This is a genomic window from Rhizobium sp. WYCCWR 11152, from assembly GCF_013087615.1.
Taxonomy (GTDB): Bacteria; Pseudomonadota; Alphaproteobacteria; order Rhizobiales; family Rhizobiaceae; genus Rhizobium; species Rhizobium indicum.
The window spans coordinates 130,160-156,240 of the sequence record NZ_JABFCP010000008.1; the positions used below are offsets into that span (position 1 = coordinate 130,160).

27 protein-coding genes are annotated in these 26,081 nt (G+C 62.9%); 19 read left to right on the top strand and 8 right to left on the bottom strand.

What is annotated here, in order from left to right:
- Positions 1–2 precede the first annotated feature (2 nt).
- Together cobN and cobO are read left to right on the top strand one after the other, a co-directional pair.
- Positions 3–4,190 carry a cobaltochelatase subunit CobN gene (gene cobN / locus G9X67_RS10490; RefSeq protein ID WP_171598646.1) on the top strand — a complete coding sequence of 1,396 codons (4,188 nt, stop codon included), beginning with the start codon at positions 3–5 and terminating at the stop codon, positions 4,188–4,190.
- A gap of 14 nt (positions 4,191–4,204) precedes the next feature.
- Positions 4,205–4,855: a cob(I)yrinic acid a,c-diamide adenosyltransferase gene (gene cobO, locus G9X67_RS10495; RefSeq protein ID WP_171598647.1), complete on the top strand. Its 651-nt coding sequence runs from the start codon at positions 4,205–4,207 to the stop codon at positions 4,853–4,855.
- A 5-nt stretch (positions 4,856–4,860) separates the two neighbouring features.
- Here cobO and G9X67_RS10500 read toward each other — a convergent pair whose 3' ends face one another.
- The 3 genes from G9X67_RS10500 to G9X67_RS10510 all read right to left on the bottom strand — a co-directional run bounded on the left by G9X67_RS10500 (position 4,861) and on the right by G9X67_RS10510 (position 6,915).
- Entirely contained in the window at positions 4,861–5,655 is a 795-nt protein-coding gene (locus G9X67_RS10500; RefSeq protein ID WP_138390959.1) for a helix-turn-helix transcriptional regulator, read from the bottom strand.
- Positions 5,655–6,020 carry a nuclear transport factor 2 family protein gene (locus G9X67_RS10505; RefSeq protein ID WP_003540515.1) on the bottom strand — a complete coding sequence of 122 codons (366 nt, stop codon included), beginning with the start codon at positions 6,018–6,020 and terminating at the stop codon, positions 5,655–5,657. The genes G9X67_RS10500 and G9X67_RS10505 overlap by 1 nt, the downstream gene beginning before the upstream one ends.
- Before the next feature lie 109 nt (positions 6,021–6,129).
- The gene (locus G9X67_RS10510; RefSeq protein ID WP_171599039.1) at positions 6,130–6,915 is read right to left on the bottom strand and encodes a TSUP family transporter; all 786 of its coding nucleotides are present in this window, start codon (positions 6,913–6,915) and stop codon (positions 6,130–6,132) included.
- Between the two features lie 100 nt (positions 6,916–7,015).
- Between G9X67_RS10510 and G9X67_RS10515 the strand changes: the two genes are divergently transcribed.
- The 8 genes from G9X67_RS10515 (at position 7,016) to G9X67_RS10550 (ending at position 13,752) form a co-directional block, all read left to right on the top strand.
- Entirely contained in the window at positions 7,016–7,435 is a 420-nt protein-coding gene (locus tag G9X67_RS10515; RefSeq protein WP_138390961.1) for a cobalamin biosynthesis protein, read from the top strand.
- Between the two features lie 70 nt (positions 7,436–7,505).
- On the top strand, positions 7,506–8,459 hold the full coding sequence (locus G9X67_RS10520) for a nucleoside hydrolase (RefSeq protein WP_171598648.1): 954 nt from the start codon (positions 7,506–7,508) through the stop codon (positions 8,457–8,459).
- A 189-nt stretch (positions 8,460–8,648) separates the two neighbouring features.
- On the top strand, positions 8,649–9,488 hold the full coding sequence (gene cobA, locus G9X67_RS10525) for a uroporphyrinogen-III C-methyltransferase (RefSeq protein ID WP_138390963.1): 840 nt from the start codon (positions 8,649–8,651) through the stop codon (positions 9,486–9,488).
- A complete protein-coding gene (locus tag G9X67_RS10530) occupies positions 9,485–10,792 on the top strand; it encodes a cobyrinate a,c-diamide synthase (RefSeq protein ID WP_138390964.1) in 1,308 nt (435 codons plus the stop codon). The genes cobA and G9X67_RS10530 overlap by 4 nt, the downstream gene beginning before the upstream one ends.
- Positions 10,789–11,871 carry a threonine-phosphate decarboxylase gene (locus G9X67_RS10535; RefSeq protein WP_171598649.1) on the top strand — a complete coding sequence of 361 codons (1,083 nt, stop codon included), beginning with the start codon at positions 10,789–10,791 and terminating at the stop codon, positions 11,869–11,871. The genes G9X67_RS10530 and G9X67_RS10535 overlap by 4 nt, the downstream gene beginning before the upstream one ends.
- Entirely contained in the window at positions 11,868–12,848 is a 981-nt protein-coding gene (gene cbiB, locus G9X67_RS10540) for an adenosylcobinamide-phosphate synthase CbiB (protein ID WP_171598650.1), read from the top strand. Before G9X67_RS10535 ends, cbiB begins: the two co-directional genes overlap by 4 nt.
- Before the next feature lie 136 nt (positions 12,849–12,984).
- The gene (locus tag G9X67_RS10545) at positions 12,985–13,185 is read left to right on the top strand and encodes a hypothetical protein (protein WP_003540491.1); all 201 of its coding nucleotides are present in this window, start codon (positions 12,985–12,987) and stop codon (positions 13,183–13,185) included.
- Positions 13,186–13,323: 138 nt separating this feature from the next.
- Positions 13,324–13,752: a L,D-transpeptidase gene (locus G9X67_RS10550; RefSeq protein WP_129420337.1), complete on the top strand. Its 429-nt coding sequence runs from the start codon at positions 13,324–13,326 to the stop codon at positions 13,750–13,752.
- A gap of 31 nt (positions 13,753–13,783) precedes the next feature.
- Here G9X67_RS10550 and G9X67_RS10555 read toward each other — a convergent pair whose 3' ends face one another.
- A complete protein-coding gene (locus G9X67_RS10555) occupies positions 13,784–14,506 on the bottom strand; it encodes a Crp/Fnr family transcriptional regulator (protein WP_171598651.1) in 723 nt (240 codons plus the stop codon).
- 432 nt (positions 14,507–14,938) lie between these two features.
- Between G9X67_RS10555 and G9X67_RS10560 the strand changes: the two genes are divergently transcribed.
- The 7 genes from G9X67_RS10560 (at position 14,939) to G9X67_RS10590 (ending at position 21,398) form a co-directional block, all read left to right on the top strand.
- Positions 14,939–15,217, top strand: coding sequence for an acyl carrier protein (locus tag G9X67_RS10560; protein WP_003540486.1), 279 nt, complete (start codon positions 14,939–14,941; stop codon positions 15,215–15,217).
- A gap of 204 nt (positions 15,218–15,421) precedes the next feature.
- Positions 15,422–15,904: a 3-hydroxyacyl-ACP dehydratase FabZ family protein gene (locus G9X67_RS10565; protein ID WP_003540474.1), complete on the top strand. Its 483-nt coding sequence runs from the start codon at positions 15,422–15,424 to the stop codon at positions 15,902–15,904.
- A complete protein-coding gene (locus G9X67_RS10570; RefSeq protein WP_171598652.1) occupies positions 15,901–17,106 on the top strand; it encodes a beta-ketoacyl-ACP synthase in 1,206 nt (401 codons plus the stop codon). The genes G9X67_RS10565 and G9X67_RS10570 overlap by 4 nt, the downstream gene beginning before the upstream one ends.
- 12 nt (positions 17,107–17,118) lie before the next feature.
- Positions 17,119–18,405, top strand: a complete 1,287-nt coding sequence (locus tag G9X67_RS10575; RefSeq protein ID WP_003540471.1) for a beta-ketoacyl-ACP synthase — start codon at positions 17,119–17,121, stop codon at positions 18,403–18,405.
- Between the two features lie 57 nt (positions 18,406–18,462).
- On the top strand, positions 18,463–19,491 hold the full coding sequence (locus tag G9X67_RS10580; RefSeq protein WP_171598653.1) for a zinc-binding dehydrogenase: 1,029 nt from the start codon (positions 18,463–18,465) through the stop codon (positions 19,489–19,491).
- A gap of 4 nt (positions 19,492–19,495) precedes the next feature.
- On the top strand, positions 19,496–20,431 hold the full coding sequence (locus G9X67_RS10585; RefSeq protein WP_138390970.1) for a lipid A biosynthesis lauroyl acyltransferase: 936 nt from the start codon (positions 19,496–19,498) through the stop codon (positions 20,429–20,431).
- 250 nt (positions 20,432–20,681) lie between these two features.
- On the top strand, positions 20,682–21,398 hold the full coding sequence (locus G9X67_RS10590; protein ID WP_138329150.1) for a PAS domain-containing protein: 717 nt from the start codon (positions 20,682–20,684) through the stop codon (positions 21,396–21,398).
- Between the two features lie 83 nt (positions 21,399–21,481).
- Here G9X67_RS10590 and G9X67_RS10595 read toward each other — a convergent pair whose 3' ends face one another.
- The 3 genes from G9X67_RS10595 to G9X67_RS10605 form a co-directional block, all read right to left on the bottom strand.
- Positions 21,482–21,841, bottom strand: coding sequence for a VOC family protein (locus G9X67_RS10595; RefSeq protein ID WP_138329151.1), 360 nt, complete (start codon positions 21,839–21,841; stop codon positions 21,482–21,484).
- The gene (locus G9X67_RS10600; RefSeq protein WP_020050326.1) at positions 21,842–22,240 is read right to left on the bottom strand and encodes a polyketide cyclase; all 399 of its coding nucleotides are present in this window, start codon (positions 22,238–22,240) and stop codon (positions 21,842–21,844) included. It abuts the gene before it with no gap.
- Between the two features lie 70 nt (positions 22,241–22,310).
- A complete protein-coding gene (locus G9X67_RS10605) occupies positions 22,311–23,099 on the bottom strand; it encodes a helix-turn-helix domain-containing protein (RefSeq protein WP_171598654.1) in 789 nt (262 codons plus the stop codon).
- Positions 23,100–23,330: 231 nt separating this feature from the next.
- On the opposite strand from G9X67_RS10605, the gene gndA reads away from it, so the two are divergent.
- Positions 23,331–24,761 (top strand): NADP-dependent phosphogluconate dehydrogenase, encoded by a 1,431-nt coding sequence (gene gndA, locus G9X67_RS10610; RefSeq protein WP_171598655.1) that lies wholly within the window; start codon positions 23,331–23,333, stop codon positions 24,759–24,761.
- A gap of 84 nt (positions 24,762–24,845) precedes the next feature.
- Positions 24,846–25,610, top strand: coding sequence for a carbon-nitrogen hydrolase family protein (locus G9X67_RS10615; RefSeq protein WP_171598656.1), 765 nt, complete (start codon positions 24,846–24,848; stop codon positions 25,608–25,610).
- A 73-nt stretch (positions 25,611–25,683) separates the two neighbouring features.
- Here G9X67_RS10615 and G9X67_RS10620 read toward each other — a convergent pair whose 3' ends face one another.
- On the bottom strand, positions 25,684–26,061 hold the full coding sequence (locus G9X67_RS10620; protein ID WP_138390975.1) for a VOC family protein: 378 nt from the start codon (positions 26,059–26,061) through the stop codon (positions 25,684–25,686).
- Positions 26,062–26,081: the final 20 nt, after the last annotated feature.

Here is a 26,081-nt window from a genome sequence, read left to right on the forward strand (position 1 = left end):
CGATGCATCTGCTTCTGGCTCAACAGGGAACGATCAGCGACGGCGAGGAGGCAATCGACCTCGGGCAGACGCCGGGCGACATCCTGTTCCTGTCGGCGGCCGACAGCGAGCTTGCCGCGATCGCCGCCGCCCATCGCGACCGTGGGGCGGCGCATTCGCTGCGGCTCGCCAGCCTGATGAGCCTGAAGCATCCGATGTCTATCGACACCTATGTCGAGCGCACCGCGCGGCATGCCAAGTTGATTGTCGTGCGGGCGCTCGGCGGCGCCAGCTATTTCCATTATGCGCTGGAAGCGCTGCATGCGGCAGCGTCCCGCGCCGGGGCACTGATTGCGGTGCTGCCGGGCGATGCCAGGCCGGATGCCGGGCTGGTTCCTTTCTCCAATATCGATCTCGACGATCTCAACGCGCTCTGGGCCTATCTGATCGAGGGCGGCGATGCCAATGCGCGGGCCTTTCTCGATTATGCCGGGGCGATGCTGTCGGGCACGGAGAAGCCGGCACCGGCGGCACCTTTGATGAAAGCCGGTATCTGGTGGCCGGGGCGTGGACTGATCGGGGTTGAGGAGTGGCGGCTGGTTTCTGCTGCCGTGGTGTCTTCGCGTGTGGCTGTCCGTTTGTCGGTTGAGCTAGGGACACCCCCCTCTGTCCTGCCGGACATCTCCCCCACAAGGGGGGAGATCGGCAAGTCGCTTGGGCTTCCCACAAAAGAAACGCTTGAAGACGCGGCACCTTCTGCCGAGGATATGGAACGAGACCTCTCATCCTCGATCTCCCCCCCCGTGGGGGAGATGTCCGGCAGGACAGAGGGGGGTATCTCAAACTCGGCAGAGAAGATGGGATTCGAACCCACATCTTCCCCCATCGTCGCCATCAGCTTCTACCGCGCCTTGGTGCAGAGCGGCGAGACGGGGCCGATAGAAGCTCTCATCGGAGCGCTGACGACACTCGGCCTGCGCCCGCTGCCGGTCTTTGCCTATAGTCTCAAGGATCCCATCTCCACAGGCATTCTCGAAAGCGTGTTTTCGGTGCTGAAACCCGATGTCGTCATCAACACGACCGGCTTTGCCGTCTCCGCACCGGGTGCGGACCGGCAGCCGACGGTGTTGGAAGCGAACGAGGCAGTCGTGTTGCAGGCGATCCTGTCGGCCTCGTCGAGGGAGGCATGGGCGGCTTCCTCGCAAGGCCTGTCGGCGCGCGATCTCGGTATGAACGTGGCGCTGCCTGAAGTCGATGGCCGGGTGCTGTCGCGGGCGATTTCCTTCAAGACGGCGGCGCGCTACGATGCTGCCGTCGAGACGAATATTGTCGCCAGCGAACCGGATGCTGGCCGGGTGCGCTACACGGCGGAGCTCGCCGCCAACTGGGCGCGGCTGCGGAAGACATCAGCCGGTGACCGGCGCATTGCGCTCGTCATGGCGAATTATCCAAACCGCGACGGTCGGCTCGGTAACGGCGTTGGACTCGATACGCCGGCCGGGACCATCGAGGTGCTGAAGGCTATGCGGGCGGCGGGGTATCCGGCCGCCGAGATTCCGGCCGACGGCGACGCGCTGATATGGCATCTGATGGAAGGGCCGACTAATTCCGGTTCCGACGGAAAGATCATCCGCGAGACGCTTTCCCTGAGTCGCTACAACGGCTTCCTGGAATCTCTTCCCAATAAGATTCAGGATGAGGTGAGAGCCCGCTGGGGCGATCCCGAAGATGATCCGTATTTTCGCGAAGGCGTCTTCGCCCTGCCTTTCGCCCGTTTCGGCGATGTGCTCGTCGGCATCCAGCCGGCGCGCGGCTACAATATCGACCCGAAAGAGAGCTATCATTCGCCGGATCTCGTGCCGCCGCACGGTTATCTCGCCTTCTACGCTTTCCTGCGCCGCGCGTTCGGCGCCCATGCCGTCATCCATATGGGCAAACACGGCAATCTCGAATGGCTGCCGGGCAAGGCGCTGGCGCTGTCGGAAAGCTGCTATCCCGAGGCGATCCTCGGGCCGCTGCCGCATCTCTATCCCTTCATCGTCAACGATCCGGGCGAGGGTACGCAGGCCAAGCGCCGCAGTGCTGCCGTCATCATTGACCACCTGACGCCGCCCTTGACGCGGGCGGAGAGCTACGGGCCGCTGAAGGATCTGGAGGCGCTGGTCGACGAATATTACGAGGCCTCCGGCAGCGATCCCCGCCGCATTCGTCTGCTCAGCCGTCAGATCCTCGATCTTGTCACCGATATCGGCCTCGACCGGGATGCCGGGATTGCCAAGGGCGAAAGCGAGGGCGAGGCGCTGAAGAAGCTCGACGCCTATCTCTGCGACCTCAAGGAAATGCAGATCCGCGATGGACTGCATGTGTTCGGCGTTTCGCCCGAGGGGCGGTTGCTGACGGACCTCACCGTGGCTTTGGCGCGGGTGCCGCGCGGGCTGGGTGAGGGTGGGGATGCAAGTTTGCAGCGGGCGATCGCGGCGGATGCTAGATTGGGCGGCGGCGTGGGGGGGATACCCCCCTCTGTCCTGCCGGACATCTCCCCCACAAGGGGGGAGATCGGCAAGTCGCTTGGGCTTCCCGAAAAAGAACTGTTTGAAGATGCCGCAGCTTCGACGCATGAGATTAAGCGAGGCCTCTCATCCTCGATCTCCCCCCTTGTGGGGGAGATGTCCGGCAGGACAGAGGGGGGTGCCTCCATCTTCGACCCTCTCGATTGTGACATGGCCGCCGTCTGGACCGGCCCACGTCCTGATATCCTCGCAGATATTCTTGACGCCCCATGGCGGACCAACGGAGACACCGTCGAGCGCATCGAACTGCTCGCTGCAAAGTTCGTCTCCGGCGAGATAGAGTGCCCAGCCCTCTGGTCTCAAACCGGGTTGGTAGTCTCCGAGATTGAAACCCGCCTCAAACCTTCCATCCTCGCCTGCGGCCCGGCCGAAATCGTCGGCCTGCTCAAAGGCCTCGACGGCCGCTTCGTCGCACCCGGCCCCTCCGGCGCGCCGACGCGTGGACGGCCCGATGTGCTGCCGACGGGCCGCAATTTCTACTCGGTCGACAGCCGTGCGGTGCCGACGCCGGCCGCCTACGAACTCGGCAAAAAATCGGCGGAACTGCTTGTCCGCCGCTATGTGCAGGATCATGGCGAATGGCCTGTCTCCTTCGGGTTGACGGCCTGGGGCACGTCAAACATGCGCACTGGCGGCGACGATATCGCCCAGGCCCTGGCGCTGATCGGCGTCAAGCCGCTCTGGGACATGAGCTCGCGCCGCGTCACCGGCTATGAGATCATTCCGCCGGCGATGCTCAGGCGGCCGCGGGTCGACGTGACGCTCCGCATTTCCGGCTTCTTCCGCGACGCCTTTCCCGAGCAGATCGCGCTGTTCGACAAGGCGATCCGTGCCGTGGGCGCGCTTGAAGAGGACGAGGTCGACAATCCGATCGCGACGCGCATGCGTGGCGAAGCGGCAAGGCTTGCGGCTGCCGGTCTTGACGAAGTCGCGGCAAGGCGCCGGGCGGGTTACCGCGTTTTCGGCTCGAAGCCCGGCGCCTATGGCGCCGGGCTGCAGGCACTGATCGACGAAAAGGGCTGGGAGCGGCGCGCCGATCTCGCCGAGGCCTATCTCGTCTGGGGCAGCTATGCCTATGGTGCCGGCGAGGAGGGCAAGGCCGAACGCGGCTTGTTCGAGGAGCGGCTGCGCTCGGTGCAGGCTGTTATCCAGAACCAGGACAACCGCGAGCACGATCTGCTCGATAGCGACGACTACTATCAATTCGAGGGCGGCATGGCCGCCGCCGCCGAGCAGCTCGCCGGCGCGCGTCCTCCGATCTATCACAACGACCATTCCAGGCCGGAAAAGCCGGTGATCCGCTCGCTGGAAGAGGAAATCGGCCGCGTCGTGCGCGGGCGTGTCGTCAATCCGAAATGGATCGCGGGCGTCATGCGCCACGGCTACAAGGGCGCCGCCGAGATCGCCGCCACCGTCGATTATCTCTTCGCCTTTTCGGCGACGACGGGCGCGGTCGGCGAACACCATTTCGAGGCCGTCTACCAGGCCTTTGTCACCGATCCGGCCGTGCGTGACTTCATGATCGAGAAGAACCCGGCGGCATTCGACGAGATGAGGGAGCGGCTCAGCGAAGCAATCGACCGCAGCCTCTGGACGCCGCGCAGCAATTCGGCCCGGTTCGACCTGGCCGCCAGACAATAGAATGAGGTGAACCAATGAGCGACGAAGCACCAGAGAACGAGATCCCGGGAAACGAAACCGGAAAAGACGATGCGCGCCATGCCGAGAAGATGGCGAAGAAGAAGGCCGCGCGCGACAAGATCATGGCCACCAAGACGGATGGCAAGGGGCTGATCATCGTCCATACCGGCAAGGGCAAGGGCAAGTCCTCGTCTGCCTTTGGTATGATCTTCCGCCACATCGCCCATGGCAAGCCGTCAGCCGTCGTGCAGTTCATCAAGGGCGCGATGTGGACCGGCGAGCGCGACCTGATCGAGAAGCATTTCTCCGATCTCTGCCAGTTCCACACGATGGGCGAGGGTTTCACCTGGGAAACGCAGGACCGCGCCCGCGATGTCGCCGCAGCGGCGGCCGCTTGGGAAAAGGCCAAGGAACTGATCCGCGACGAGCGCAATTCCATGGTGCTGCTCGACGAGATCAATATCGCGTTGCGCTATGACTATCTCGACTTCAACGAAGTCGTCGCCTTTCTGAAGAGCGAGAAGCCCCATATGACGCATGTCGTGCTGACGGGGCGCAACGCGAAGGAAGAATTGATCGAAATCGCCGATCTGGTAACCGAGATGGAGCTCGTCAAACACCCCTTCCGCTCCGGCATCAAGGGTCAACCGGGCGTGGAGTTCTGAGACGGTCAGTTGAGCGCGAGGCTGCGCAGGATGGCGGCCGTTTCGTCGTCTGCCGGGAAGAAGGATTCGACCGCGAGTTCCGACAAAGTGATGTCGACGGGGGTGCCGAAGACCGTCGTTGTCGAGATCAGCGAAAGCAAGCCGGCCTTGGTCGAAAGCTGAAGGGGAACAGCGATGCCGGCATAGTCGGCATGGACCTCGCCAGCAGTTTTAGGCGCTGGATAGGACAGCAACTCCTTCAAAAGCTTGTCCAGCATTGGATCACCCGAAGCCGAGAACTGTTGGCGCAGCCTGCCGATAAGGTGGGCGCGCCACTCGGAGAGGTTTTTGATATGGGGCGCCAATCCTTGTGGATGCAGGCTGAGGCGCAGTACGTTGACGGGCGGCGTGAGCAGGGACTGGTCGGCAACGGCTGAGAGCAGCGGAGCGATGGCCGCATTGGCTGCGATGAGTGTCCAATGGCGGTCGACGGCAATTGCTGGGAAGGGCTCGTGCCCTTTCAGCACCATGTCGATGGCGCGACGGGCCGGTTCCAGTGCAGGATCGTCGAGCGCGCGTTCGGCAAAAACAGGAGCGAAACCCGCCGCGAGCAGCAGCGGGTTCCGATCGCGAAGGGGCACGTCGAGCCGTTCGGCAAGATGCAGCAGCATGTCGCGGCTCGGTGTCGAGCGCCCGCTCTCGATGAAGCTCAGATGCCGCTGCGAGATCTCCGCCTCCAGCGCGAGGTCGAGCTGGCTCATGCGGCGGCGCTGGCGCCATTCGCGCAGATGGTCTCCAAGGGAGCGGGCGGTCGGCGTCATCAGGCGGCTTCCGGCAGCAAATCTATGAAACCGCGGACGGATTTCAGCTTGCCGCCTTCGAGTTCGGCGAAATCCGTGCCCTTGATTAACGCATCGCCGTTTTCCGGGCCGAGGCCCCAGGAGAAGCGCAGGTTGTCGCCGTAGCCGTCGGCCGCTCCGATCAGGGCGAAGCGGAAGCCGGGGAAGCGGCTTTGCACCGCCTCGACCAGCGAATTGATCTGCTCATGGCCTTCGCCGCGCATCAGTGGGTCGATATAGGTGGCGGCTTTGCTCCAGCTCTCGGCGATGAGAGCGCGGCGGCGGGCGGCGTCCGTCTCATTCCAGATGGCGAGATAGCGCTCTGCGTTGGTGTTTGCGTCGTTCATCAGGTCATCTCCTTTGATCGCCCGTCAATTCCAGGCAGCTCGATCATGCGGGAAGGCGATGCATCTTATCAATTACGTCAGAGGTAATGGAAGATGGTCGAGGGTTCGGTCAGACGCCGAGCCAGACACGCAGCGGATTTGCCGGGTCGGCGAGCAGCTTTACCGCAAGGGCGACGCAGACGATCACGAGCAGCGGCTTGATGAGCTTTGCGCCGATGCGCATGGCAAACCGCGAGCCCAGCTGCGCGCCGAGGAACTGGCAGGTACCCATCAACAGGCCGATCTTCCAGAGTATTGCCCCGAAGCTTGCGAAGACGATCAGCGCGCCGAAATTCGAGCCGAGATTGAGAAGCTTGGTGTGGGCCGTCGCCTTCAGCATGCCGAAGCCGGCGAGCGTGACGAAGGCCAGCATGAAGAAGGAGCCCGTGCCGGGGCCGAAGACGCCGTCATAGAAGCCAATGACAGGTACCAGCGTCAGGCCGAAGGTAAAGGGCGTCACGCGGCGGTGCGTGTCGAGGTCGTTGAGGTTCGGCTTGACGGCGAAGAAGATGGCGATCGCCACCAGGAGCACCGGCATGATGGCCTGCAGCGCTTGGCCTGGAACGATGGTGGCGAGTACCGCGCCGAGCGCCCCGCCCATGATGGCCATCAGCGCCATCGGCAATTGTTCCGCAAGCTGCACATGGCGCTTGCGGGCGTAGGCGATCGTGGCCGAGGCGGCGCCGAAGAGGGACTGCACCTTGTTGGTGCCGAGGGTCTGGAGCGGCGGAATGCCCGCGATCAGCATGACGGGAACGGTGATGAGGCCGCCGCCGCCGGCAATAGAATCGACGAAACCGGCAAAGAAAGCCGCTGCGCAGAGCAGCAGAAGCAGATCGAAGGCGATATCGGGCAAGGTGGTATTCCGGGGAGGGATTTCGGACGGCCTTGTTGCATTTGCCGTCCCAAGCTGCAATGGCTGCAACGACATGGGCAGGGCGTATTTGACGGTTTCCATGAGCGATATCTCTTTCGATACGGCGAGGCTCCACGTGCTCGGCCTCGGCTGCGAGCGTGGGACGTCGCCTGCCGAGGTGCTGGCGCTTGCGATCGAGGCGCTCGATGTAGCCGGTATTGGCGCGGCGGAACTCGCAGCCATTGCCTCGATCGACAGCCGAAGACTGGAGCCGGCGATCCTTGCTGTTGCCGCGCATTTTTCCGTGCCTGCCGTCTTCTTCGGCGCGCCGCGGCTGGAGGAGGAGACGCCGCGGCTCGCGAATCCCTCTGCGATCGTCTTTGCCCGCGTCGGCTGCCATGGGGTCGCCGAGGCCGCTGCGCTTGCAGCTGCGGGACCGGATGCCGAGCTTGCTGTCGCCAAGATCAAATCTGCACATGCGACAGCGGCAGTTTCCCGCAGCGGGTTGCAGAAAGCCTAGTGGACGTTATGTTGGCGCCAATTCGCGGCGCCGTCCGGCAGCTTCACGGTTCACATCTAGAGGATATCTCATGCACAAGGTCATTTATGACACCGACCCTGGCGTCGACGACGCCATGGCGCTTCTCTTCCTGCATCGCCATCCCGAAATCGACCTTCTCGGCATCACCACGGTCTTCGGCAACGCCTCGGTTGAGACGACGACGCGCAATGCGCTCTTCCTCAAGCGCGAATGGAATATTCCGGCACCCGTTTCCAAGGGCGCCAGCGTCACCATCGATTCCGCGCGTGCGGAACGGCCATGGCCGGCCATGGTGCATGGCGACAACGGCCTCGGCGATATCGAGGTACCGGAGACGATCGACCTGCCGCTCGATCCGCGCCCGGCGCATCGCTTCATCATCGACACGGTGCGCGCCCATCCGGGCGAGGTGCGCCTCGTCGCCGTCGGCCGGATGACCAATCTGGCGCTGGCGCTGAAGGAAGACCCCGAGATTGCGACGCTGGCCAAGGACGTCGTCATCATGGGCGGCAATTTCTATGTGCCGGGAAATGTCTCGCCGGTCGCCGAGGCCAATATCCACGGTGATCCTGAGGCTGCCGACATCGTCATGACCGCACCCTGGAAGGTGGCCGTCATCGGCCTCGACGTCACTGCGATTACCACGATGAGCCGCAGCTATCTCGGCGAGATGGCGGCGAGGGGTGACAAGGCGGTCAAGCAGCTCGACGCACTCTCGCAGTCCTACATCGATTTCTACAAGCACGCGGTTGAAGACGGCATGATGGTGCATGACAGCTGCGCCTGCGTCTATGTCGTGGTGCCGGAGCTGTTCTCGTCAATATCGGGTGCGGTGCGTGTCGTCTGCGGCGGCATCGCCGATGGCCAGACGATCGTCAGGCCAGATGGGCGGCGTTTTCCGCCTGATGGCGCTTGGGATGGCTTGCCGAGCCAGGTGGTCTGCACCGGCATTGAGTCGGAGAGGGTCCTGGACCTCATCCGCAATACACTGCTTGCAGCCTGACTAGCTTGAAGGCCGGCAGCATCGCGGCCGGCCTTCGGGATATATTGCAATATATTCATTGCGTTATGAGGGTTCTCCGAGGATTTGAATCCGACACTTCACAAAGTGAGTCATGCTCATCTCAGCAACTTCAAGTGAGGTGATGGGCGCGGCGTTGACCTTGCCCTTTGCGGGGCCTAGATCAGCAGGATGATCGATGCCGCATTCTCCCATCTTCCGGCGCTTGAGCCGGGCAGCGTCTGGCTCGTCGGGGCCGGCCCCGGTGATCCCGGCTTGCTGACGCTGCTCGCCGCCAAGGGACTTTCCGAGGCCGACGTCATCGTTCACGACGCGCTGGTCAACGAGGAATGCCTGGCGCTGGCAAGGCCGGAAACGCTGGTGGAATATGCCGGCAAACGCGGCGGCAAGCCTTCGGCGAAGCAGCGCGACATCTCGCTGCGGCTGGTGGAGCTTGCGCGCGCCGGCAAGCGAGTGCTGCGGCTGAAGGGCGGCGATCCCTTCGTCTTCGGTCGCGGCGGCGAAGAGGCGCTGACGCTGGTCGAGCACAACATCCCTTTCCGCATCGTGCCCGGCATCACCGCCGGCATCGGCGGGCTCGCCTATGCCGGCATCCCGGTGACGCATCGCGACATCAACCATGCCGTGACCTTCCTCACAGGCCATGATTCGTCAGGTATCGTGCCCGACAGGATCAACTGGGAGGCGATCGGACGGGGCTCGCCTGTCATCGTCATGTACATGGCGATGAAGCATATCGCCGAGATCAGCGCCCGTCTGATCGCCGCAGGCCGGCTGCCATCCGAGCCCGTCGCCTTCGTCTGCAATGCCGCCACTGGCCGGCAGCAGGTGCTGGAAACGACGCTCGGAGAGGCGACCGAGGCCGTTGCCGCTTCCGGGCTCGAACCGCCGGCCGTAGTCGTCGTCGGCGAGGTGGTGCGGCTCAGAGCTTCACTCGATTGGCTCGGTGCACTGGCTGGGCGGCGCTTGCTGCCCGATCCATTCCGCCGGTCCGGCAAGGTGCGGGCATGAGCGGCCTCCTGATCGCAGCACCTTCCTCCGGCGCCGGCAAGACGACGGTGACGCTCGGTCTGCTCCGGGCGCTTCGCCGGCGCGGCATCGCGGTCGCGCCCGGCAAGGCCGGCCCCGACTATATCGATCCTGCCTTCCATGCGGCAGCGAGTGGCACGCTCTGTCTGAATTTCGATCCCTGGGCGATGCGCCCGGAGCTGATCTCGGCCAATGCGGCCCTTCACCGCTCCGGCGACCGCATCCTCGTCATCGAGGCGATGATGGGGCTTTTCGATGGGGCGGCCGACGGAAAGGGAACGGCGGCCGATCTGGCGGCCCAGCTGGGGCTTTCCGTGGTGTTGGTCGTCGATGCCTCGCGCATGTCGCAGTCGGTGGCGGCGCTGGTTACTGGTTTTGCCGGTTTCCGTGCCGATGTGCGGGTTGCCGGTGTCATCCTCAACAAGGTCGGCAGCGAACGGCACGAGGCGATGCTGCGGCAGGCGCTCGAAGCTATCCGTATGCCTGTCATCGCCGTCATCGGCAGCGACAAGGCGCTTTCCCTGCCGGAGCGCCATCTCGGCCTCGTCCAGGCCGGCGAACATGCAACCCTCGACAATTTCATCGACCATGCGGCGGATGCCGTCTCCGAGGAATGCAATTTTGAATTCCTGCTGCGCATCGCCAGACAGGGGCTCAACCGGCCATCGGCCGCCAATATCGACCGGTTACCGCCGCTGGGTGCCCGCATCGCCGTGGCGCGCGATGTCGCCTTTGCCTTTTCCTACGAGCATATGCTGCTCGGCTGGCGCCGCCGGGGTGCTGCGATTTCCTTTTTCTCGCCGCTCGCCGACGAGGCGCCGGCTGGTGATGCCGATGCGATCTATCTGCCCGGTGGTTATCCCGAGCTGCATGCCGGGCGGCTGGCAGAGGCGCAGAATTTCCGCGCCGGCATGCTCGATGCGGCAGCGCGCGACATCCGGATCTATGGCGAATGCGGCGGCTACATGGTGCTTGGCGAGGGCCTGATCGATGCGAAGGGGCATCGCCACGAGATGCTCGGCCTGCTGCCCGTCGTCACCACCTATGCCGAGCGAAAGCGTCATCTCGGCTATCGCCGTGTTGTGCCCCTCGACGGCGCCTTCTTTGCGCGGATGATGACGGCCCATGAATTCCACTATTCCAGCGTCGTCTCCGAGGGCGAGGGCAAGCGGCTTTTTCAGGTGCAGGATGCGCTCGGAACCGATCTGGGTGCCGCCGGTCTCAGGCGCGACCAGGTGGCAGGCTCCTACATGCATCTGATCGATCTTGCCGGAGCCGCCGCATGAGCGCACCGATTGTCCACGGCGGCGGCATCACCGCGGCTGCCGCTACCTTCGGCGGCAGGCCGGACGACTGGCTCGATCTTTCCACAGGCATCAATCCGTGCCCCGTCGCGCTGCCTGACATTCCGGCGCGAGCCTGGCACCGCCTGCCGGACAGGCACCTCGTCGATGAGGCAAGGCGCGCGGCGCGCGACCACTACGGCAGCGGCGAGATTCTGCCGCTACCAGTGCCCGGCACACAATCGGTGATCCAGCTTCTGCCACGTCTGGTCGAGGGTAGGCTGGTTGGCGTTACGGACGACCGAGTCGATGTGACGGACAACAGGGTTGCCGTGACGGACAACAAGATTGCCGTGACGGACAACAAGATTGCCGTGGTATCGCCGACCTATGGCGAGTATGCGCGCGCCTTCGCCTCGGCCGGTTTTGCCATCGATGTGGTAGACGATATTGCCGCGATCGGAGCCGGACATCGGTTGGCCATCGTCGTCAATCCGAACAATCCTGATGGACGGGCATGGCCGGCCGAAACACTGATTGCCCTGCACGACAGGATGAAGGCAGCAGGCGGGCTTCTCGTCGTCGATGAGGCCTTCGGTGATACCGATCCGGCGCTCAGCCTTGCATCCCGTGCGCCGCAGCTTTCCAACCTCATCATCTTCCGCTCCTTCGGGAAGTTCTTCGGATTTGCCGGCCTCCGGCTCGGTTTCGCGATTGCGCGCGGCGATATTCTCGCGCGTTTCGAAGACTGGCTCGGACCTTGGGCGGTCTCAGGACCGGCCCTTTCGATTGCAGGTTCGCTGCTGCGATCGGATGTTTCTGCTATCTGCAGCCGCATCAATGAACGTTGCGCCGGTCTGCATGCGGTGCTGAAGGGCGCCGGGTTGCGGATGGCTGGAGGAACGGCGCTCTTCACCCTTGTCGCCGATGCGAGAGCCGGCGACATTTACACGCATCTCTGCCGCCATCATATTCTCGTCCGCAAGTTCGACTATGCGCCGGATTGGCTGCGTTTCGGGCTGACGCCCGATCCGGCGGCCGACAGGCGGCTTGGCGAAGCCCTTCAGAGATTTGAGCGATGACGATCGACGAAAACCTTCTCGTACTGCTTCTGGCGCTGCTGCTCGACCGGATCGCCGGCGATCCGCAATGGTTGTGGTCGCGGATGCCGCATCCCGTCGTCATGTTCGGCGCGGCGATCTCTTATGCCGACCGGCAGCTCAACCCGGAAAGTCTCACCGGCTCGCAACGCCGAATGAACGGTATCGCCGCCATCCTGGTGCTGCTTCTGGTGGCGATAGCCGCAGGCTTCGTGTTCAACCGGTTCTTCGCGCTGTTTGGCCTTGCCGGCATCTTGCTGGAGACCGGGCTGGTGGCGATCTTCCTGGCGCAGAAAAGCCTTGCCGATCACGTCGCGGCCGTCGCCGTCGCCTTACGCGACGAGGGGCTTGCCGGCGGGCGGACCGCCGTTTCCCGCATCGTCGGACGCGATCCCGAGACGCTGGATGAGCCAGCCGTCTGCCGCGCGGCGATCGAAAGCCTTGCCGAGAATTTCTCCGACGGCGTCGTCGCACCGGCGCTCTGGTATGCCGTCTTCGGCCTGCCGGGGCTCTTCGCCTACAAGATGCTGAACACGGCGGATTCGATGATCGGCCATAAGTCGGAAAAATACATCGACTTCGGCTGGGCCGCCGCCCGGCTCGACGATATCGCCAACTGGCCGGCCGCGCGCCTCTCCATACTGCTGATTGCCGCCGGCGCCTGGATCCGGCGGGGAACAAGCGCCGGGCGCGAGGCGATCAGGGTGGCGATGCGCGACGGGGCCTTGCACCGTTCGCCGAACTCCGGCAGGCCGGAGGCAGCAATGGCAGGCGCGCTGAATGTCCAGCTCGCCGGCCCGCGCATCTATGGCGGCGTCATCGTGCGCGAGCCGATGATCAACGACACCGGCCGCAACGTGGCGACCTCAGGCGATATCGAGGACGGCGTATCGGTATTTTACGCCAGCTGCATGGTGCTCGCTGGTACTACGTTCGGGTTGTTTCTGTGTTTTCTGTAGGGTTGCGCCGTGCACGCGGGATAGGGTGTGCCGTGAGAGGGGGTGCGACACAGCACACCCACGCCGCCGGTAGACAGCCCCCACTCAAACGTTTATTCCGACCGCCTCATATCTCCATCAGATTGGAAGCAGAGCGATGACAGTTCAGGTTGAATTACCGTGCCCGAAGTGCAAGAGCACCAAGATGAAGTTCGAGCGTCCCGAGATCCGGGAGACCGACATCATCACCTGTGCGGCCTGCGGCCATAATCTCGGCACCATGGCCTCGATCCGCGAGAAGATGAACAAGGCCTACCAAGGGCTCAATCAGGCTGGGGCGAAGCGCAAGCTTCAGTAAGCCTGCGGCGACCCGCTTGCTGCCATGCGCCGTTAAAATTGTGATTACCATTCGGATTAAAGCAATCTAATAAGTATTGCCGTAGTCTCTCTTTCGTGAGGGCGCAATTAAGCTGCGCGAGTTCGAAGAGGGGTTATGATGAAGACGATTTTGGCGGCTGCGGCCGCAAGTTTATTGCTGCAGTTTTCTCCTGTTGCCGCTCAGGCAGCAACGCTGGTCGCCAATATCAGCATCGGCAAGCAGACGATGACTGTTTCCGAGAACGGCTTCGTCAAGTATCGCTGGAAGGTTTCGACCGCGCGCAACGGCTATGTCACGCCGACCGGTTCGTGGCGCGCCAAGTGGCTGTCGCGCGATCACCGCTCCAGGAAATACGACAATGCGCCGATGCCCTACGCCGTGTTCTTCAACGGCGGTTATGCCGTTCACGCCACCTTCGACCTGAAGCGCCTGGGCCGGCCGGCCTCGCATGGCTGTGTTCGCCTGCATCCCGATAATGCTGCCCAGTTCTTCTCGCTGACGCGGCAGGCCGGCCTTGCCAATACCCGCGTGGTCATTACGCGCTAACCCAACGGGTTATGCGCCGCGCTGATCCCTCTTATGCGCTGATCATCCGCTCCAGCTCATCCATGTCTGGAACGATGATATGTCGGAAGTTCTCGATGCGAATGACGCCGCTCTTGCGCAGCCTGGTCATCTGACGGCTGACGGTTTCGATCGTCAGCCCGAGGAAATCGGCGATCTCGGCGCGCGATAGCGGCAGGTCGAAGGCGGTGCTTGTGGCCGTTTGTGGTTCGGCGTGGGTGGCGATGAGGTGGAGCAGGCTTGCGACCTTCTCCTCGGCGGTGCGCCGGCCGAGCGTCAGCATCCATTCGCGCGCGGCATCCAGCTCCTTCAGCGCCTGATCGTGCAGGCTGCGCTGCAGTTCCGGCGTCTCCGATATCATGCGGTCGAGCAGGTTGCGCGGGAAGACGCAGATTTCGGAATCGGTCGCAGCCTCGGCCGACAGCGTGCTTTCGCGCACGAAAGGCCTGCCGACGAAATCGGGGGCGAATTGCAGGCCGACGATCTGCTGGCGCCCGTCCGGCATCACCTTGCAGAGTTTCACCACCCCGTGCATGATGTTCGAATAGAAAGAGCTTTCCGAGCCTTGAGCGATGATCTCGCTGCCGGCATCGACCTTGCGGCGCAGCGAGTGGCGGCCGAGCTCCCGGAGCTGGCTGCTCGACAGCGCGCCGCAGACGACGCCGTGCCGCGCCTGGCAGGAACGGCAGGCGACGAGAGTGCCGGAGTCGGAAACATCACTGCGTGCGACATCCATGTCCTGATCCCTTCGAAACCCGCGCGTGCCGGGTGTGGCTGCGCATGCCGGGTATACCCTAGACGATTACGCCGCGATTGCGGGTTCGGCTATCCCGATTTCTTCCAGCGCGGCTTGATGATTATCAATTTCGCCGGGATCGCGATTTGATCCAGATCAAAGTTTCCGTGCCATGGCTGTTATGGGAAGCGCCTGCGCCGAAAAGAGGCCGTCCGCGGGTTTGATTCGGACGGCTTCTTCGCCCCGCCGATAGGGCGGGCTTTCTAAAGCGGCATCGCCTCGCGCCTTGCGTGACGGCAAAGGCCGGCATTCCATTGCTGTTTAGGCAACACCCAGCCGGCAAATTGCCGCAACGCCGGGACGAAAGCATTGGCTTTTGAAATGGATTTGCCTATGAGGGGGTTTAAATCGTCATTTCATGAGGTACAGCGCGTGACCGCTACATTCGATAAAGTTGCCGACATTATTGCAGAAACCAGCGAGATCGACCGCGCGACGATCACGCCGGAGAGCCATACGATCGACGACCTCGGTATCGACAGCCTCGATTTCCTCGACATCGTCTTTGCGATCGACAAGGAATTCGGCATCAAGATCCCGCTCGAAAAGTGGACGCAGGAAGTCAACGAAGGCAAGGTTTCCACCGAAGAATACTTCGTGCTGAAGAACCTCTGCGCCAAGATCGACGAGCTCAAAGCAGCCAAGGCCTGAGCGATATACCAGTCTTTTTTGAACGCCCTGCCGCCGTGAATATGGCGGCCGGGCGGTTTCGTTCCTAACTAGTGCATGCCGCCCAAAAGTGCGCAGCGGTTTTGGGACAACGGCATGCATAAAAACAAAGACCTAAAGTGCGAACCAGACGCGCTTTAGGCGTCACCGGCGGGCGGATCTGGCCTGTCGGGCCGGAGGATCCGAATGCTGCTGGAATATTTCCAGATGATTGACCGCGTCGAAGCGGTGGACCTGAAGAAGGGCACGCTTAAGGCGCGATCCGTCGTGCCGGCGAAGAGCCCCGTCTTCGAGGGTCATTTTCCCGGCATGCCGCTCGTTCCCGGCGTGCTCCTGATCGAGACCATGGCCCAGGCCTCCGGCATGCTGGTGCTTGCCGTCACCAATTTTGCCGCCATGCCCTTCCTGATGACAGTCGACGGCGCCAAGATGCGCACCTTCGTCGAACCGGAAGCCGTGCTCGACATCGAGGCGGTGCTGGAGCATGACGGTTCGGGTTTCGCGGTCACCAAGGCTAAAATCACCAGCGGCGGCAAGAAGGTCTGCGATGCGCAGCTGAAATTGCGCACCATGCCGTTTTCCGAGGTGCCGCTCGGCGATATCGTGAAGAAACGTGCCGGCGAGATCGGGCTTCTCGAAGCGATCGCGGCGCAGGGAGTGATTGGATGAGCAAGGCTGCAAACGACGTCGTCATCTCGGGCATAGGCATCGTCACCTGTCAGGGCGTCGGCAAGGATGCGCATATCGCGCTGCTTTCGGCCGCGAGCACTCCGAAGGCGATCGTCGAGACCGAGAAGTTCAAGCCCTATCCGGTGCATCCGCTGCCTGAGATCGACTGGTCGCAGCAGATCGCCAAGCGCGGCGATCAACGCCAGATGGAGAACTGGCAGCGCATCGGCGTCTTCGCCGCCGGCCTTGCGCTCGACGATGCCGGCTTCAAGGACGATAGCGAGGCCTGCGGCACGATGGACATGATCGTGGCGGCCGGCGGCGGCGAGCGCGACATCAATGTCGACACACTGATCGTCGACGAGGCGCTCAAGCGCAATGACCGCGAGTTGCTGCTCAACGAGAAGCTGACGACCGAGCTGAGGCCGACGCTGTTCCTCGCCCAGCTTTCCAACCTGCTCGCCGGCAATATCTCGATCGTGCACAAGGTCACCGGCTCGTCGCGCACCTTCATGGGCGAGGAAGCGGCCGGCATATCCGCCGTCGAGACCGCCTTCTACCGCATCAAATCAGGCGAATCCTCGCATGCGCTTGTTGGAGGCGCCTTCGCGGCCGAGCGGCCCGACATGATCCTGCTCACCGAAGCGATCGGCGCCCATGCGCGCGGCGATTGGGTGCCGCTCTGGTCGCGTAGACCCAGCGACGGCGGCGGCATGATCACCGGTTCGGCAGGCGCCTTCCTGGTGCTGGAATCCCGCAAGCATGCCGAGGCCCGCGGTGCCCATATCTATGCCGTCATCGACGCGGTCGAGGGCGATCGCGGCAACCGCAATTCCGGCAATCTCGAAGTCCGGCTGGAGCGGCTTTTGGCGCCGGCTGCCGGGCTTGCCACTGAAAGCACGGCGATCTTTTCCGGATCGACCGGCATGCACGATCTTGCCGCCCGCGAGCGGGCGGTGCTCGAGCATCAATTGCCGGACGTTGCGATCCGCGGCTTCGGCGGCGTCACCGGCCATACGATCGAGACGCAGTTCACGCTGGGTCTGGCGCTTGCAGCCCTTGCCGTCGACGGCAAGGCCAAGGTTCCGCCCTTCGATGCCGCCCATGAGGCGCCGATGCGGGCAGGCGCAACCGCCGCCGTCGTGACCATGGTCGGACACCAGCGCGGCGAGGGCGTTGCCGTTCTTTCCGCAGATGCGTGAGGAGTGAGAAATATGACAGCTTCCGCTTATAGAGATCACCTCGGCCGTCCGATCGTGGCTGTTACCGGCATGGGCATCATCACCTCGCTCGGCCAGGGCCTCAGCGACAACTGGGCAGCGCTTTCGTCAGGCACGTCGGGCATCCACGAGATCAACCGCTTCCCGACCGAGGGCTTGTCGACGCGGATCGCCGGCACCGTTGATTTCATCGGCATTCCGGTGCCGAACGCCGTCGAGCGCTCCTATGCCTTCGCCCGCGAAACGACGATCGAGGCGCTTGCCGATGCCGGCCTTTCCGGCGATTTCAACGGCCCTCTGTTTCTTGCCGCCCCGCCGATCGAGCCGGAATGGAGCGCGCGTTTCGAACTTGCCGACCGTTCGCCGGCTTCCGACCATCCAGGGGATGCCTATGAGCGCTTCCTGACGGCGTTGCGCCAGCGTCCGGACCCGGCCTTCCATGAGGCGGCCCTGTTTGGCGCTATTTCCGAGCGCCTTGCCGACCGGTTCGGCACCCGCGGCCTTCCCGTCACGCTTTCGACCGCCTGCGCCTCCGGCGTCACGGCGATCCAGCTCGGCATCGAGGCGATCCGCCAAGGCCGCACGGATCGCGCGCTGACGGTCGCGACCGACGGATCGCTGAGTGCCGAAGCGCTGATCCGCTTCTCGTTGCTGTCAGCCCTTTCGACACAGAACGATCCACCGACCAAGGCTTCCAAGCCGTTCAGCAAGGATCGCGACGGCTTCGTCATCGCCGAAGGTGCAGCGACCCTGGTGCTGGAATCGCTGGAATCGGCGGTCGCCCGCGGCGCCAAGGTGCTCGGCATCATGAAGGGCGCCGGCGACAAGGCGGACAGCTTCCACCGCACCCGGTCGTCGCCCGACGGCGGCCCGGCAATCGCGACGATCCGAGCGGCCCTTGCCGATGCCGGCATCGACGAGAGCGGCATCGGCTACATCAATGCGCACGGCACCTCGACGCCGGAGAACGACAAGATGGAGTATGGCGCGATGTCGGCCGTGTTCGGCGATCGGCTTGTCGGCATTCCGGTTTCATCGAACAAGTCGATGATCGGCCATACGCTGACGGCGGCGGGCGCCGTCGAGGCGGTGTTCTCGCTGCAAACGATGCTGACCGGGACGCTGCCGCCGACGATCAACTACAACAACCCCGATCCGTCGATCGTTCTCGATGTCGTGCCGAACAAGAAGCGGGAAGCCCAGGTTTCGGCCGTGCTTTCCAACTCCTTCGGCTTCGGCGGGCAGAATGCCAGCCTTGTCATGGCGCTCGAACCGGCTTAAGCGGTTCCCGACAATTTTTATGACAAGAAGAACGCCTTCGAGGCGAGGGATTTTGCCATGCGCGCTTTGCAACTGATCGACGACCGCAAGCTTGAGATCACCGATCTGCCGGAACCGGACGCTCCTGGTGCCGGCGAGGTGACGCTGCGCGTCAAGGCGGTGGCGCTCAACCATATCGACGTCTGGGGCTGGCGCGGCATGGCATTCGCCAAGCGCAAGATGCCGCTGGTCATCGGTGCGGAAGCCTCCGGCGTCGTGGAATCGATCGGCCCGGGCGTTGCCAACGTGCTGCCAGGCCAGCTCGTCTCCATCTACGGCGCGCGCACCTGCGGCCTCTGCCGTCCCTGCCGTGAAGGCCGCGACAATCTCTGCGAACATGTCTCGGGCGTGCACGGCTTCCATCTCGACGGCTTTGCGCAGGAGAAGGTCAACCTGCCGGCGCGCCTGCTGGTGCCTGCCCCTCCCGGCGTCGACGCGATCGGCGCGGCGCTTGCTCCTGTCACCTTCGGCACGGTCGAGCACATGCTGTTCGACAATGCCAAGCTTGAGCCGGGTGAGACGATCCTCGTCCATGCCGGCGGCTCCGGCATCGGCACGGCGGCGATCCAGCTCGCCAAGAAGATCGGCTGCACCGTCATCACCACGGTCGGTTCGGACGACAAGATCGAAAGGGCCAAGGCGCTCGGCGCCGATCACGTCATCAACTATCGCACCGACCGTTTCGAAGGCGTGGTGCGCAAGCTCACCAAGAAGAAGGGCGTCGACGTCGTCTTCGAACATGTCGGCAAGGACACCTGGGCAGGCTCGATGCTCTGCATGAAGCGCGGCGGGCGCCTCGTCACCTGCGGCTCGACCTCGGGTGTTTCGACAGAGATGAACCTGATGATGCTGTTCCAGCAACAACTCAAGCTCTTCGGTTCCTTCGGCTGCCGCATGGAGAACATGGCGGATGCGATGCAGAAGATGGGCCGCGGGCTCGTCCATCCCGTCATCGATACCGAGGTCAGCTTCAGTGATATCGACCGGGCGCTGGAGCGGATGGAATCGCGCCAGATCTTCGGCAAGATCATCCTGAAGATGGATTGACCGCGTGAAGCTGTTCATCACCCGGTTTGTTCTGGCGCTCAGGAATTTCCAGCAATGGCTGGTGGCTCAGCTGATGTTCGGCTTCATGAATTTCCTGAAGCTGTTTCCGGCCGACGGCGCGATCCGCTTCGCCGACAGGATGATGCGACGCCTCGGCCGGCTGACCAGCCGCCACAGATTGATGCTGACCAATCTGCGCAACGCCTTTCCCGAGAAGAGCGAGGCCGAGATCGAGGAGATCGCGCTCGCCAGCTGGGGCAATATGGGCCGGCTTGCTGCGGAATACGTCTTCCTCGACCAGTTGTTCGACTATGATCCTGAAAAGTCGGAGCCGGGCAGGGTGGAGGTGTCGGGCGTCCCGATCTTCCTCGACCTGCGTGACAATCCGCGCCCCTTCATCGTCTTTACCGGCCATACCGCCAATTTCGAGCTGCTGCCGGTAGCGGGTGCTGCCTTCGGGCTCAACGTCACCGTGCTCTTTCGGCCGCCGAACAATCCTTATGTCGCCAAGAAGGTGTTCGACTTCAGGAGCGCGCGCATGGGCAAGCTGGTGCCCTCGCATGCAGGCTCGTCCTTCGCGCTCGCCCGTCAGCTGGAAGCAGGCCAGGGCGTGGGCGTGCTGGTCGACCAGAAATTCCGCAAGGGGCTGAAGGGCACCTTCTTCGGGCGCGACGTCAAGACCAATCCGCTGCTGCCGAAGCTGGTGCGCCAGTTCGACTGCGAAGTCTATCCGGCGCGCTGCATCCGACTGCCGGGAAATCGCTACCGGCTGGAAATCGAGCCGCGGCTGGACATGCCGCGCGACGCCAAGGGCAATCTCGACCTGCCTGCCGCCGCTCAGCTGCTCAACGACAAGGTGGAAAGCTGGGTGCGGGAATATCCGGAACAGTGGCTCTGGTATCACGACCGCTGGCAGATCAAGCAGACGCTCGCGCCTTAGAACAGTATGATTTCAGGCCGCCATGATGCCGAAAACCGCTCACACTTTTCGGCATCATGCTCCAAAAACGTCCACCCTCATTTATCAGCGGTGAAAAGCGGCAGGTGCTCTCGGATTGAAACTGAGGGCACTTCATGTTACCCGTCACTACCAAGGCGCGAATAATGTCTACCGGAAGGCGCATTTTTGGGAAATGCAGCCATGTGAGGTTTCGGACTCGTCTCTTGGGACAATGGGAGTGGGAGGCGTCTTGCTGGAGCTTTTTCGAGCTTTTTCTTTGCGTTGCGTGCAAATCGAGGAAGCCATACGACTGGGCGACGACCAGCGCGTCACGGCGCTCGACCGCCATGTGGAGCCGCTGGTCGAGGCAATCCTCGCCTGCCGGGCAGCCAATCTGCTCGAAGTCTACATGCAATTGCAGTTCGTGAGCCACCTGATCAGCCAGGATGCCGACGACAGCGCCAGCGTCACGGAGCACACGTCGGTGCTCTCCTATTTGCTCGACCGCTATTTCGGGGCGCATGGGCCGGATTGGCGCGTGCCTTCGCCGCAGGATGTGCGCATCGAGCCGCCGCCGGCCTATGTGCCTGATACAGACAATGGCCAGTTCCTCAACGCGGTGATCCTCGAAAGCCTGCCGGATCGCGTGGCGGTGCTGACCAGGGACTATCGCTACCTCTATTCCAATCCGGCCAACAGCGCCCATCTCAATAGGAAGCCGATGGAGCTCATCGGCCGCCACCTCTCCGAATTCATCGGCGAGGAGCGGTTTGCCGAATGCGCCAAGCATAAGCTCGACGCCTGTTTTGCCGGCGAACAGATCGACTATTCCTATGCGCGCTCGGCCGGCAGCGACGAATCGCGGCAGGTGCGCTGTCGCATGTCGCCGCTGCGCGATGCCGGCGGTACGGTGATCGGCGCCCTGCTCGTCATGGAAGATCTCGACCGGCTGTCGCAGGCTGCCTGATCCCGGTCGGCAGCCTTAAGCAGCCTGATCCCGGTCGGCAGCCTTAGGCAGCCTGACCAACTCGGCTGCCTCGGGTAGTCTGGCTAAGCAGCCGCCCAGACGGCGAGCTCGTAACCATCGCGGTCGAGGAAGTGGAAGCGACGGCCGCCGGGAAAATCGGTGATCGGCCGGCAGATCGTGCCGCCGGCTCTTTCGACTGAGGTCAGCACTTCTTCCAGATCACTGGCATAGACGACGACCAGCGGGCCGCCCGGCCGCACGGGGCCGAAATCGGTAAAGCCGCCCTTTAGCCGGCCGTCGTCGAATTCGCAGTAGTTCGGGCCGTAATCGGTGAAGCGCCAGCCGAAGGCCGAGCCGTAAAAGGCTTTGGCGGCGGCGATGTCGGCGACGTTGAATTCGACATAGTCGATGCGGCGGTCGTGATTTTCTGTCTTCTCGGCCATCTATCTCTCCATCAGGGCTTTCAGCATGGCGAGATCCTTCTCGACATGGGCAGCATCGGCGGAAAACTGCGCATCGGTCATGCCGGGCAGACGCAGCAGCGTGAACATGACCTCGCAGCCATCGCCGTTCGGCACGATGCGCAGGGCATTATAGACCCTGAGTCCGGATTCGATCGTCACCGTATGGTCGATCACGCCAAATTCATTGGCAGGCACGAAGCTCACCCTGATTTTTCCGAGAGCGCCATCGGCGATCCAGTCGGCACCATCCGGATCGAGCCCGGTCGCAAGGCCGGAGGCCCAGAGCGGCATGTTCTCCGGCTTGCCGGCGAATTCATAGACGTCGCGCCAATCGCGCTCGATCGACCGGTGGATGATTTTCGCGGGCATTGTCGTCATGGCTTGCAGGTCCCTGTCATTTGGTTTCGTCAGAGTAACAAACCGGCCGGCAGCGTCTTGAACAAAACGGTCAGCCGGCTCTTTTCCGCATGCTGAGCTGGTCGAGAATGACGGCGGGCGTCAGCGTAGATAGCTCACCGACCTCCCGCGTCATGTGGGGCTGGTCGGCAAAGCCCGCTTCGAGCGCAAGCCGGGCAAGCGGCATCGTGCCCGACTTGCGGCAGAGGTCGAGGAAACGCTGGAACCGACGGATCCGTTCCAGCGTCTTTGCGCCGTAGCCGAAATGATGGTGGCAGCGACGGCGCAACTGCCTTTCGCTGATGCCGAGCCGGTCGAGAAGGCCGGACGGGCGACCGTCGTCAGCGGAGGCGAAGATCATGGCGGCGTCGCGGGCGGGCTCCTCCGCATCGCGCGCGGTCTCTTCAAGCAGGCGGCCAAACAGCGCCATCGCGGCCGAGGGGTCGGGACAATCCGCAAGCCGCGCTTCGAATTCGGCGGTGTCTTTCCGGCCGATGTCGGCAAGGGGCACCGAACAGCCGACCAGTGCCGAGAGCGGCGTCTTCAGCCAGGGTGCTGCAGCGCCGGGCGCAAAACGTGCGCCGATGACAGTCGTGCCCGGCTGGATGACGGGAAAGGCCGCCGTCCTGTCGGGACCGGCGACGACCAGCCGGCCGTCGATCCAGAGGAGATCGCAATTGCCATCCGGCACGATCGCCACCATTGCCGGCGGTCCGTTGTGGAGCGCATGAGACCAGAGCCGGCTGAAATGGCGTCGCAGCGCCGGCGGCGGTGCGTATTCGCGGTAGTGGCCGGCGCGGGCCGCCAGGAGGGCCATGTCTTTTCGCTTTTCCGATGCCAATGCGATATCTCCCGAGGCACTGATGATAACATGAGATAGGGCAATACGGGCAGGACGCGCGAAAAACTTGCGGCTTCGGATTAAGAGGCAGCCGGTGGGTTGTCGGACAAGCGGGGATATTGCAAGCCTCATTTCATTGGCTTTTGCGAACCGATTAGACCCTTGCGAGACTTGCCGTTTGACCGAGACAGTGCCACAACACCGGTCCAATTGACACATCGGAGGTTTGTCGTGGAAAAGGCAGAAATCGGACTGATCGGCCTTGCGGTCATGGGCTCCAACCTGGCGCTCAACATCGCGGAGAAAGGCAATAAAATCGCGGTGTTCAACCGCACGCCGGAGAAAACCGACGAATTCTACGAAAGCGCCGGGGATCTGAAGAAGCAGATTGTTCCCTGCAAGACGATCGAAGAGTTCGTCGATGCGATCCGGCCGCCGCGTCCGATCATCATCATGATCAAGGCGGGCGAGCCCGTCGACCAGCAGATGGAGCTGCTGCGCCCGCATCTCTCCAAGGGCGATATCATGATCGATGCCGGCAACGCCAATTTCCGCGACACCGTCGCCCGCTTCGACCGGCTGAAGAATACCGATCTGACCTTCATCGGCATGGGTGTTTCCGGCGGCGAAGAAGGTGCGCGCCATGGCCCGTCGATCATGGTCGGCGGCACCGAAGAATCCTGGAAGCGCGTCGAGAAGGTGCTGACATCGATTGCCGCCCGCTACAATGACGAGCCCTGCGTCGCCTGGCTCGGCAATGACGGTGCCGGCCATTTCGTCAAGACCATCCATAACGGCATCGAATATGCCGACATGCAGATGATCGCCGAAATCTACGGCATCCTGCGCGACGGCCTCGGCAAGAGCGCCTCCGAAATCTCCGGCATCTTCGGCGAATGGAACAAGGGCCGGCTGAACTCCTACCTGATCGAAATCTCCGAGAAGGTGCTTGCGGCCACCGATCCGGTTTCCGGCGGGCCGATGGTCGACATGATCCTCGACAAGGCAGGCCAGAAGGGCACTGGCAAGTGGTCGGCGATCGAGGCGCAGAATATGGGCATTCCGGCAACGGCAATCGAAGCCGCAGTCGCCGCCCGCAGCCTCTCTTCGATGAAGTCGCAGCGCGAAGCCGCCGAGAAGATCTTCGGTACGCAGGCTGTGTCCTTCCCGATCGCTTACGGCCCCGAGCTCAACAAAGATCTGGAGCTGGCACTGTTTGCCGCCAAGATCGGCGCCTATGCGCAGGGTTTCGCGGTGATGGCGGAAGCATCGCGCGAGTTCAACTGGTCGCTGCCGATGCCGACGATTGCCAGGATCTGGCGTGCCGGCTGCATCATCCGCTCGCAGTTCCTCGACGAGATTACCTCGGCCTTCACCAAGGCACCTGATGCTGCGAACCTGATCGTCACGCCGGCTTTCTCCGACATGGTCAAGCAATCGATCCCGGCGCTGCGCCGTGTCGTCGGTGCCGCGATTGCCGCCGGCCTGCCGGTGCCGGCGCTGACCTCGGCGCTGACCTATTTCGACGCCTATCGCCAGGGCAGGGGAACGGCAAACCTTATCCAGGCACAGCGCGATTTCTTCGGCGCCCACGGCTTCGACCGCCTAGACGGCAAGGACTTTCACCACGGCCCCTGGGGCAGCGGTGCTTCGACCTTCTGAGGTCTACCGATTTTTCAAGGAGAGGCCCGGCCACTGCGCCGGGCCTTTTGCTGAGATGCCGCGGCCGAGAACCCGGAGATCTAAGTGACGAGCATTCGGATAGCCGCCGCGCAGACGCCGGAATTTCGGGAGAATGTCGGGGCGGCCTTGGACTATGCGGTTAGGGTCGCTGCGCTCGCCGAGGCTGAGGGGGTTGCCCTGCTGGTCTTTCCAGAAGGTTTTCTGCAGGGTTACCTGACCGATGAATCATCGGCGCGGCATGTTGCCCTCGATCTCGCATTGCCCGAGTTCGCGGCGGTCCTGGATCGGTTGTCGAAGTCGGGACCGGTGCTGGTCATGGGGCTGATCGAGATCGATGACGGGCGATTGTTCAACACCGCCGTCGTCGTCGAGCGCGGCGTTCTCCTCGGCCGTTACAGGAAGGCCCACCTGCTGCCCGGCGAACGGGCTTTCGAGGCTGGAAAGGAGAGCCCACTCTTTGCGATCGGTACCCTGCGCTTCGGGATCAACATCTGCTACGACACCAATTTTCCGGAAGCAGCCGCAAAGGTCGCCTCGTCTGGCGCGTCGCTGATCTTATGCCTCTCCAACAACATGATGCCACGGGAGAAGGCGGAAATATTCAAGCCAATGCATAACGCCGTTCGCGGCGAAAGATGCCGTGAGACAGGCCTGTGGCTGATATCGTCCGACGTAACCGGTGAGCGCGACGGGCGCATCGCCTGGGGACCGACGGCCGTGCTGAATCGGCAAGGGCAGCTCGTGGCGCAGCTCCCGCCGGAGGAGCCCGGCTTGCTGGTCTTCGACTTTCCCTGTGATGGACAAGATGCAGGGGCTCGACTCAAATGACGAGCATTGCGGAATTCGGGATTGTGCGAAAGTTGGATGGGGACTGTATCCCCACCCACTTCTCATGGCTGGGCTAGATCGGTTGGCCAACGTCAATACGGTTGCCGTCGGGGTCTTCAAACACGAAGGCCCGCAATCCGTAGTCCTTGTCCTGAAGGCTCTTGATGATTCTCAGCCCATATTGCTGGCAAACCGCGTGCAGGGCATCGACATTGTCGACCATCAGGTGGGCAACATTGAAGTCCGCAGCCTTGTGGTTCGGCTGCAAGGTGAGATGCACCTCGCCCTGATCGCGCTTCAGGATCATGAAGCCGACAGGATTGCCGTTCTCGAATATTTTCTTGAAGCCGAGGACATTGGCGTAAAAATCATAGGCCTTGGTCATGTCCTTGACCGGCAGCATGGCGGCAATTCGTCCGAAACGAACACCGTGATCGGCGATATCATTCATCGCAGAACCTCTGATTGCGG

Coding starts and splice junctions, on each gene's coding strand:
- G9X67_RS10520 (WP_171598648.1), top strand. CDS start 7,506: ATGCACAAGGTCATTTATGACACCGACCCTGGCGTCGACGACGCCATG.
- G9X67_RS10555 (WP_171598651.1), bottom strand. CDS start 14,506: ATGGATGTCGCACGCAGTGATGTTTCCGACTCCGGCACTCTCGTCGCC.
- cobN (WP_171598646.1), top strand. CDS start 3: ATGCATCTGCTTCTGGCTCAACAGGGAACGATCAGCGACGGCGAGGAG.
- G9X67_RS10535 (WP_171598649.1), top strand. CDS start 10,789: ATGAGCGCACCGATTGTCCACGGCGGCGGCATCACCGCGGCTGCCGCT.
- G9X67_RS10500 (WP_138390959.1), bottom strand. CDS start 5,655: ATGACGCCGACCGCCCGCTCCCTTGGAGACCATCTGCGCGAATGGCGC.
- G9X67_RS10565 (WP_003540474.1), top strand. CDS start 15,422: ATGCTGCTGGAATATTTCCAGATGATTGACCGCGTCGAAGCGGTGGAC.
- cbiB (WP_171598650.1), top strand. CDS start 11,868: ATGACGATCGACGAAAACCTTCTCGTACTGCTTCTGGCGCTGCTGCTC.
- cobA (WP_138390963.1), top strand. CDS start 8,649: ATGATCGATGCCGCATTCTCCCATCTTCCGGCGCTTGAGCCGGGCAGC.
- G9X67_RS10530 (WP_138390964.1), top strand. CDS start 9,485: ATGAGCGGCCTCCTGATCGCAGCACCTTCCTCCGGCGCCGGCAAGACG.
- G9X67_RS10550 (WP_129420337.1), top strand. CDS start 13,324: ATGAAGACGATTTTGGCGGCTGCGGCCGCAAGTTTATTGCTGCAGTTT.
- G9X67_RS10515 (WP_138390961.1), top strand. CDS start 7,016: ATGAGCGATATCTCTTTCGATACGGCGAGGCTCCACGTGCTCGGCCTC.
- G9X67_RS10600 (WP_020050326.1), bottom strand. CDS start 22,240: ATGACGACAATGCCCGCGAAAATCATCCACCGGTCGATCGAGCGCGAT.
- G9X67_RS10620 (WP_138390975.1), bottom strand. CDS start 26,061: ATGAATGATATCGCCGATCACGGTGTTCGTTTCGGACGAATTGCCGCC.
- G9X67_RS10580 (WP_171598653.1), top strand. CDS start 18,463: ATGCGCGCTTTGCAACTGATCGACGACCGCAAGCTTGAGATCACCGAT.
- G9X67_RS10575 (WP_003540471.1), top strand. CDS start 17,119: ATGACAGCTTCCGCTTATAGAGATCACCTCGGCCGTCCGATCGTGGCT.
- G9X67_RS10570 (WP_171598652.1), top strand. CDS start 15,901: ATGAGCAAGGCTGCAAACGACGTCGTCATCTCGGGCATAGGCATCGTC.
- G9X67_RS10505 (WP_003540515.1), bottom strand. CDS start 6,020: ATGAACGACGCAAACACCAACGCAGAGCGCTATCTCGCCATCTGGAAT.
- G9X67_RS10595 (WP_138329151.1), bottom strand. CDS start 21,841: ATGGCCGAGAAGACAGAAAATCACGACCGCCGCATCGACTATGTCGAA.
- G9X67_RS10545 (WP_003540491.1), top strand. CDS start 12,985: ATGACAGTTCAGGTTGAATTACCGTGCCCGAAGTGCAAGAGCACCAAG.
- cobO (WP_171598647.1), top strand. CDS start 4,205: ATGAGCGACGAAGCACCAGAGAACGAGATCCCGGGAAACGAAACCGGA.